This is a genomic window from Paenibacillus sp. TSM33 (assembly GCF_056099025.1).
This window is the reverse complement of record NZ_JBLZXB010000017.1, coordinates 1,544,938-1,551,824: the sequence shown is the minus strand read 5'-3', so window position 1 is coordinate 1,551,824 and position 6,887 is coordinate 1,544,938. Positions and strand designations below refer to the sequence as shown.

The 6,887-nt window shown below is 47.1% G+C and carries 6 protein-coding genes and 3 tRNA genes; all 9 read left to right on the top strand.

What is annotated here, in order from left to right; all coding sequences use genetic code 11:
- Window positions 1-49: 49 nt before the first annotated feature.
- The 9 genes from ACN6NF_RS19005 to queA all read left to right on the top strand — a co-directional run bounded on the left by ACN6NF_RS19005 (window position 50) and on the right by queA (window position 6,870).
- Window positions 50-126: transfer RNA gene (locus ACN6NF_RS19005), tRNA-Arg, on the top strand.
- Window positions 127-138: 12 nt separating this feature from the next.
- Window positions 139-218: transfer RNA gene (locus ACN6NF_RS19000), tRNA-Leu, on the top strand.
- Window positions 219-225: 7 nt separating this feature from the next.
- A tRNA-Pro gene (locus ACN6NF_RS18995) sits at window positions 226-299 on the top strand.
- A 113-nt stretch (window positions 300-412) separates the two neighbouring features.
- Window positions 413-1,111 carry a BofC C-terminal domain-containing protein gene (locus ACN6NF_RS18990; protein ID WP_474319047.1) on the top strand — a complete coding sequence of 233 codons (699 nt, stop codon included), beginning with the start codon at window positions 413-415 and terminating at the stop codon, window positions 1,109-1,111.
- Between the two features lie 230 nt (window positions 1,112-1,341).
- On the top strand, window positions 1,342-1,845 hold the full coding sequence (gene ruvC / locus ACN6NF_RS18985) for a crossover junction endodeoxyribonuclease RuvC (RefSeq protein WP_016819144.1): 504 nt from the start codon (window positions 1,342-1,344) through the stop codon (window positions 1,843-1,845).
- A complete protein-coding gene (gene ruvA, locus ACN6NF_RS18980) occupies window positions 1,842-2,456 on the top strand; it encodes a Holliday junction branch migration protein RuvA (protein WP_025365638.1) in 615 nt (204 codons plus the stop codon). The genes ruvC and ruvA overlap by 4 nt, the downstream gene beginning before the upstream one ends.
- 50 nt (window positions 2,457-2,506) lie before the next feature.
- Window positions 2,507-3,514: a Holliday junction branch migration DNA helicase RuvB gene (ruvB, locus tag ACN6NF_RS18975; RefSeq protein WP_016819142.1), complete on the top strand. Its 1,008-nt coding sequence runs from the start codon at window positions 2,507-2,509 to the stop codon at window positions 3,512-3,514.
- A 226-nt stretch (window positions 3,515-3,740) separates the two neighbouring features.
- Complete coding sequence (locus ACN6NF_RS18970; RefSeq protein ID WP_474319046.1) at window positions 3,741-5,834, top strand: SpoIID/LytB domain-containing protein; 2,094 nt, start codon at window positions 3,741-3,743, stop codon at window positions 5,832-5,834.
- 7 nt (window positions 5,835-5,841) lie between these two features.
- Window positions 5,842-6,870: a tRNA preQ1(34) S-adenosylmethionine ribosyltransferase-isomerase QueA gene (gene queA, locus ACN6NF_RS18965; RefSeq protein ID WP_474319045.1), complete on the top strand. Its 1,029-nt coding sequence runs from the start codon at window positions 5,842-5,844 to the stop codon at window positions 6,868-6,870.
- The last annotated feature ends 17 nt before the right edge of the window (window positions 6,871-6,887 follow it).

The following is a 6,887-nucleotide window of genomic DNA, read 5'->3' as shown; positions in this document are numbered from 1 at the left end:
TGCCAAGGCGAGGGTCGCGGGTTCGATTCCCGTCGTCCGCTCCATATTTGCGCCCTTAGCTCAGCTGGATAGAGCGTTTGACTACGAATCAAAAGGCCGGGAGTTCGAATCTCTCAGGGCGCGCCATTAACTTCATAAGCCGGTGTGGCGGAATTGGCAGACGCGCGCGACTCAAAATCGTGAGGGAAACCGTGGAGGTTCGAGTCCTCTCACCGGCATCTATTTCGGGATGTAGCTCAGCTTGGTAGAGCACCTGGTTTGGGACCAGGGGGTCGCATGTTCAAATCGTGTCATCCCGATTCAAAAGAAAGTCGCTGGAAGCAGCGGCTTTTTTGTTTATGTTATTGTCTTTTGTATAATTCAGTAATCTCCAGGTCACACTAACACAAAAAGTGGGACGGAAGGGATTACTGTGAAGCGATTAAGTTGGAAAAAACAGATGAAAAGGCGCTGGAAACAGTGGAGAACAGTGTGGGCATGTGCTATTTTTGGTGCGGCTTGTTTACTGGCAGGTTTAGGCGTTCTGTTTTCGAATCATATGCAGGCTATGCTGTCGCAACCACTGGCTACTCCCGTTATGGCAGAGGTGGAAATGGAGGAGTCATCATATACTCCGACCGAAGACCGCTCCCCACAGATGCAGCTATTGCAAAGTATTCGTGCTTCCGGTATAAGCAGGAAGACCCGTTTGTTAACTACTTACGTATGTGGCACGGAGACCACTTCCTTGGGAACGTTAAGTTCAAAGCAGCTGGAAAATTTGCTGAAGCAACATCCCGATTGGAAGGGAAGGCTTAATACTAAAGGAGAAGTGTGGCTGGAGCGGAGGGTGGAAGATTTGTCGGAGTCATGCAAAGAGCGCGCATATATGGGCTTAAGCACTGATGGCCAGCTTACACTGTTTGAAGGGCTACCTAAAAAGGAAAAAGTAATTCGTACCTTTTTTCAATTGGATATAGGGTCCATGGAGACGGCCTTGCCGGAAGGGGTATATAAACAACTTCAGCAGGGAATCCGTGTACAGGATATAAATGAGTATAACAGTGTAATCTCCACTTTTAGTGATTTTGCTGTGGAGCGAACACAAAGGGTATTAAAGCAGCATTATTGATCACACCAAGTACAGAGACGTTAGGCTTTGCCCATGAGGTGAGGTTTGTAGCGTCTCTTTTTATGTTTTCACTCATGGTTAAACTTTTTCCTCTATTAGATACAAAGTTTTGATATAATGAAGAGAACGACACATATGTTCGCTTTATATGGGATTTGGTCATGTATATTGACGATAGTGCTGGCTGTTGGTTGGTTACGCCATGTTTGAGCGATAGGGGAGAGGTTTTTTTGCGTTTTCTGGGAATTGATCCGGGTATTGCGATTGTGGGCTTCGGATTTGTAGACAAGGTTGGCAGTAAGGTGGTTCCTGTGCAGTATGGCTGCATCCAGACGGAGGCACATACACCGGAAGAGGACAGGCTACTTCATGTGTATGAAGGTATGTTGCAATTAATTGATAAGTATAAGCCGGATGCGGTAGCATTGGAGAAGCTCTTTTTTAATCGCAACGTTACAACGGCTATGTCCGTAAGTCAGGCACGTGGAGTGCTGGTACTGGCTGCTAAACAACGTAATTTGCCTATAGGGGAATACACGCCGATGCAGGTAAAGCAGGCTATTGTAGGGTATGGCAAGGCGGAGAAAAAGCAGGTACAGGAGATGGTTAGAATGTTTCTAAAGCTCCAGGCTGTGCCCAAACCGGATGATGTAGCGGATGCTTTGGCAGTGGCTATTTGTCATGCGCATTCCTACGGACTAAATTCAAAATTAAATGAGGTATTACGAAAATGATAGATTTCTTGCGTGGTTCTGTAGCTCACTTGGAAAATGAATATGTCGTTTTAGATGTGCAGGGTGTAGGGTATCGGGTATTTTGTCCGAATCCTTACGCGTTCGCCAAAACGGAAGGACCGGTGGTTATTTACACTCACCATCATGTAAGGGAAGATGCTATTTTACTGTTTGGGTTTGCAACCCGTGAGGAGCAGCAATTATTCCGTAAACTGATCGATGTATCTGGCATTGGACCGCGTGTGGCACTTGGTATTTTGGGAGGCGGTACGCCTGCTCATGTGGTGACGGCGATTTACCAGGAGAATATCACATTTCTCACCAAATTACCAGGAATCGGTAAAAAGACGGCACAACGCATGATTCTAGATTTGAAAGACAAGCTGGACGGTATTGGGGCGTTGGGAATGGCTACCGGATTGTTTGCGGAGCCTGTTGTAGAAGAAGGCGAAGGTTCGTATTGGAGTGAGGCGCGTGAGGCGCTTAAGGCGCTCGGTTACACGGATGCTGAGTTAGATAAGGTATGGAGCAAAATGAAGAAAGATGCGAAACCTGATGATTCTGCCGACATTTTGATGAAACGGGCTTTGCAACTGTTGTTTGCTGGATAGGACGCTGATGTCCGTGGATAGGATTCTGGTAAAAAGAGGAGCGATGGAATATGGATGACCGGATTATTTCCGCCAATTTGATGATGGAAGACCAGACGGCGGAGTTAAGCCTTCGCCCCCGTTATCTAAATGAATATATCGGGCAAAATCAGGTTAAGGAAAATCTGAAAGTATATATTGAAGCGGCCAAAATGCGTAAAGAAGCGTTGGACCATGTATTATTGTACGGACCGCCCGGATTGGGAAAAACCACGCTGGCTAACATTATCGCCAATGAGTTGGGGGTTAATTTACGTACAACTTCAGGGCCTGCAATTGAAAGACCAGGAGATTTGGCAGCATTGCTGACCAACCTGCAAGAGGGTGATGTTTTGTTCATTGATGAAATTCATCGCCTTCATCGTACAGTGGAAGAAGTGATGTATCCGGCGATGGAAGATTTTGCATTGGACATTATGATTGGCAAAGGCCCAAGTGCACGTTCAGTTCGTTTGGATTTACCGCCCTTTACTCTTATAGGTGCTACTACACGCGCTGGGTTGCTCTCTGCGCCATTGCGTGATCGGTTTGGCGTTATTAGTCGGTTAGAGTTTTATACGACAGACGAGCTGGCTTACATCGTGTCTAGGAATGCGGATATTATGGAAATAGAAATTGTCGGAGACGCGGCGGAGGAAATTGCATTGCGTTCACGGGGGACACCGCGGATTGCCAACCGATTACTAAAAAGGGTACGTGATTTTGCCCAAGTGGCCGGAGACGGTATTATTCATTCTGAGTTGGCTGCAGAGGCACTAAGGAGACTTCAAATAGATCCACTCGGGCTGGATGAAATTGATCATAAAATGCTTAAGGCTATGATTCATTCATTCCGGGGCGGACCTGTAGGATTGGACACTATTGCTGCAACCATTGGCGAAGAGAGCCAGACGATTGAGGATGTGTACGAGCCTTATTTGTTACAAATTGGTCTTTTACAAAGAACACCTCGGGGACGAACGGTGACTCCGGCGGCATATGCCCACCTTGGAATTCCTATGCCAACAGACCCACGGTGACTAGGAAACCATGGTGCTCTTTTGAAAATCAATGACTGGTTATTCGAAAATATGTCGAGATGAAATGGATAGACAGATGAATTGAGGTAAGAAGTGTATAAGTCCGATTCGAGTGGGTTCAAATTTTGGTTTATTCCGCCGATGTATTTAAAGGGAAAGGCACAGGTCGAGATCCTATAAATCATGTAATAAAAGTGCTAGTCAGCTAGAATTGGGGGAGCTAGAAATGAGTGGAGAAACATTGAACCGAAAAAAAACTTTCGGAGCGTGGACAGGCCGCTTCAAACGAGCAGCAGTGATTATGGTATTAGCTACAGCTTGCATACCTTGGTCTTCGGGTGTTCATGCTGCTGCCGCCCAAGAAGATATTCGTGTAGTGATCTTTGCGGATCTAGGTAGTAAATATAAAGCGACAGTCCCCGCTGTAACTTTGAAATCATCAGGAAGCCTGAGTGTCGGCCAGAACAGTGGGGGCAGCTTTCAGGCTTGGATGGGACTGCCCGACAGTACGGCTCGTTTTAGTGTAGACAGCTATCGCGTGAAGGTACTTGAAGGAAATGAAGCGGCTGCGATAAAAGCGGCCCAAGCCCTGCAAAAGACTAATGATAAACCTACTGTTTTTATCGGTTCAAAAAACGGTAGCTCTGTCTATCAAGTGTATGCGGGATTATATGCTAGTGAACAGTCGGCACAGGCTGCTGTGCAGCGGATTTCCTCAGCAACCGGAGCGCAAGCCGAAGTTAAGGGAAACAAGCATTGGTCAACAGGAAGCTACGGAACCGAGCAGGAGGCTAATCTTGTTCGCACGACTATTGCTGCCGCAGGCTTTGATGCTTTTACAGTAATTCAATCAAGAGGCCAGTACGCTGTATGGGTTGGAGAAGAAAGTAATGACAGCAAGCTGTCGGCCTTGAAAATAGAGCTGGAGAGCAAGCAGCCCAGACTCACCCTTTCCAAGGTGAATACTACTCAAACCGGTCTGATCCTAAGACAGGAAGCAGGAGTAACGACAGGCTCACAAGCGATGTCTCATTACATGCTAAGTGGCTCTAATAACAGCAAGGTAATTGTCAACGGCGGTAATAATGGAATCCAAGTGGTCGAAAGATCGCAGCGTACATATCGCGGCGACATGGAGATTGGCCTGACGTCAGGACAGCTGGCGCTTGTAAATGAAGTCCCTTTGGAGCAGTATTTGTATTCCGTAGTAGGAGCAGAGGTTTATTCTTCATGGCCAGCCGAAGCGCTTAAGGCTCAAGCGGTAGCTGCTCGCAGTTATGCGCTTGCCCAAGGCAATCGGTTTCAGATCGGCAATGTAGTAGATGGCACCCTAAGCCAAGCTTACAACGGTAAGAGCTCAGAACATGCGAATGTCAACGAGGCTGTAGATGCAACAGCCGGTGAAGTTATTAAGAGTGGCGGCAAAGTGGTCGAAGCTGTATTCTCCTCTAATGCGGGCGGTGTGACAGCAGATGTCTCCGAGGTATGGAATAGTGGTGGTGAAGCGTTTGCGAGCGTGGACAGCTCGGGAGATACTTCGGCACAAAAAGGAGCACAAGAGTGGTATCATGTACTTCTCTCCAGTGGCAAGATAGGCTATATTCGCGAGGATAATGCTAAGGAGCTGGAGGGAGTCACAGAAGCAGGGTTAGACAAAATCACCGTCACTGCGGAAAATACAAATGTGCGTCCTATCCCCCAAATCCAATCAACGGTTACACCCGTAGCAAAGGCGCAGCCGGGCGAAGAGATGATTGTTTTGGAAAAGGTGCCTCAATCCGGAGACTATGCATGGGTTAGAGGGCCCTTTACAGCAGCTCAAATTGCTAAGTCCTTGCAAGGGAAAATAACTGGCACGGTACCATCCTCTATTAATCACCTCGATGTTACCAAACGGGGTCCGTCAGGGCGAGTATTGGAGGTTGAGGCAGATGGCACCCCTTTAAAAGTGAAATATCCGGACATGTATCGCTCAGCGATGGGGGGACTGCCGAGCACACTGTTTGATATTGCGAGTACCGGCAGTTATACTGTATTAGGCGCTGATGGAGCTACTACTCATGTAAGCGGCACACAGGGCACCCAAATTCTGTCTGCATCTGGCAGCAGCACTTCAAGTGGTAACGGGGTGGTCGTCATGAATGAAGATCGCCATGCACGAGTCATCGACAAAACGCAAAGCTTTATTTTTACAGGTAAAGGGAATGGTCATGGCTTGGGCTTATCACAATGGGGGGCCAACGGTTTGGCAGAGCAGGGGTATGATTACAAGAAAATTTTGCAACACTATTACAAAAATGTGGATATAGTTAAGGACTGACCAATATATGAACGTAAACGACTACAATTTTGAACTACCTGAAACATTAATTGCACAGACGCCTTTGCCTGAGCGGACCGCTTCTAGATTACTGACGTTAAACAAAAACAACGGTGAAGTGGGCCATCATACATTTTCGGATATTGTGCAGTATCTTCAGCCAGGAGATACGCTGGTTCTGAACGATACCAGAGTAATTCCTGCACGTTTGTTTGGCATCAAGCAAGACACCGGGGCTAAGGCCGAGGTTTTGCTGCTTAAACAACTGGAGGGAGACCGATGGGAAGCATTGGTAAAACCCGGCAAAAAGCTGAAAAAGGGAGCTGTTATTGTTTTCGGTGATGAGCTGAAGGCAGTTATTGAGGAAGAAGGAGATATGGGCGGAAGGGTACTTTCATTTTCATATGATGGTATTTTTCAGGAGATCTTGGACCGCTTGGGGCAGATGCCGCTTCCTCCGTATATTAAGGAACAGCTGGATGATCGTGAGCGGTATCAAACCGTTTATGCTCGGCACGAAGGTTCTGCTGCGGCACCAACGGCAGGGTTACATTTTACAGAAGAATTACTGGACCAAATTAAAGAGAAGGGCGTTACCGTTGCCTTTATCACACTTCATGTCGGTTTAGGGACGTTCAGACCGATGTCAGTGGATACGATTGAAGAGCATGTTATGCATGAAGAATACTATTCATTGTCACAGGAAACGGCAGATGTACTCAATGCAACCAAGGCGCGCGGCGGGAGAGTCGTGGCAGTGGGAACAACCAGTTGCCGAACGCTGGAGACGGTGGGCAATAACTTCGTAGATGGTGTGCTACAGGCCAGTAGTGGCTGGACACAGATTTTTATTTATCCAGGCTATGAATTCCGTGTGGTGGATGCAATGATTACGAATTTTCATTTGCCTAAGTCCACCTTGGTTATGCTGGTCAGCGCACTAGCTGGCAGAGAGAATATTATGCATGCTTACCAGGAGGCGATTGACCAAAAATATCGGTTTTTTAGCTTCGGGGACGCTATGTTCATTTATTAATTAAGGATGGTAGAGAA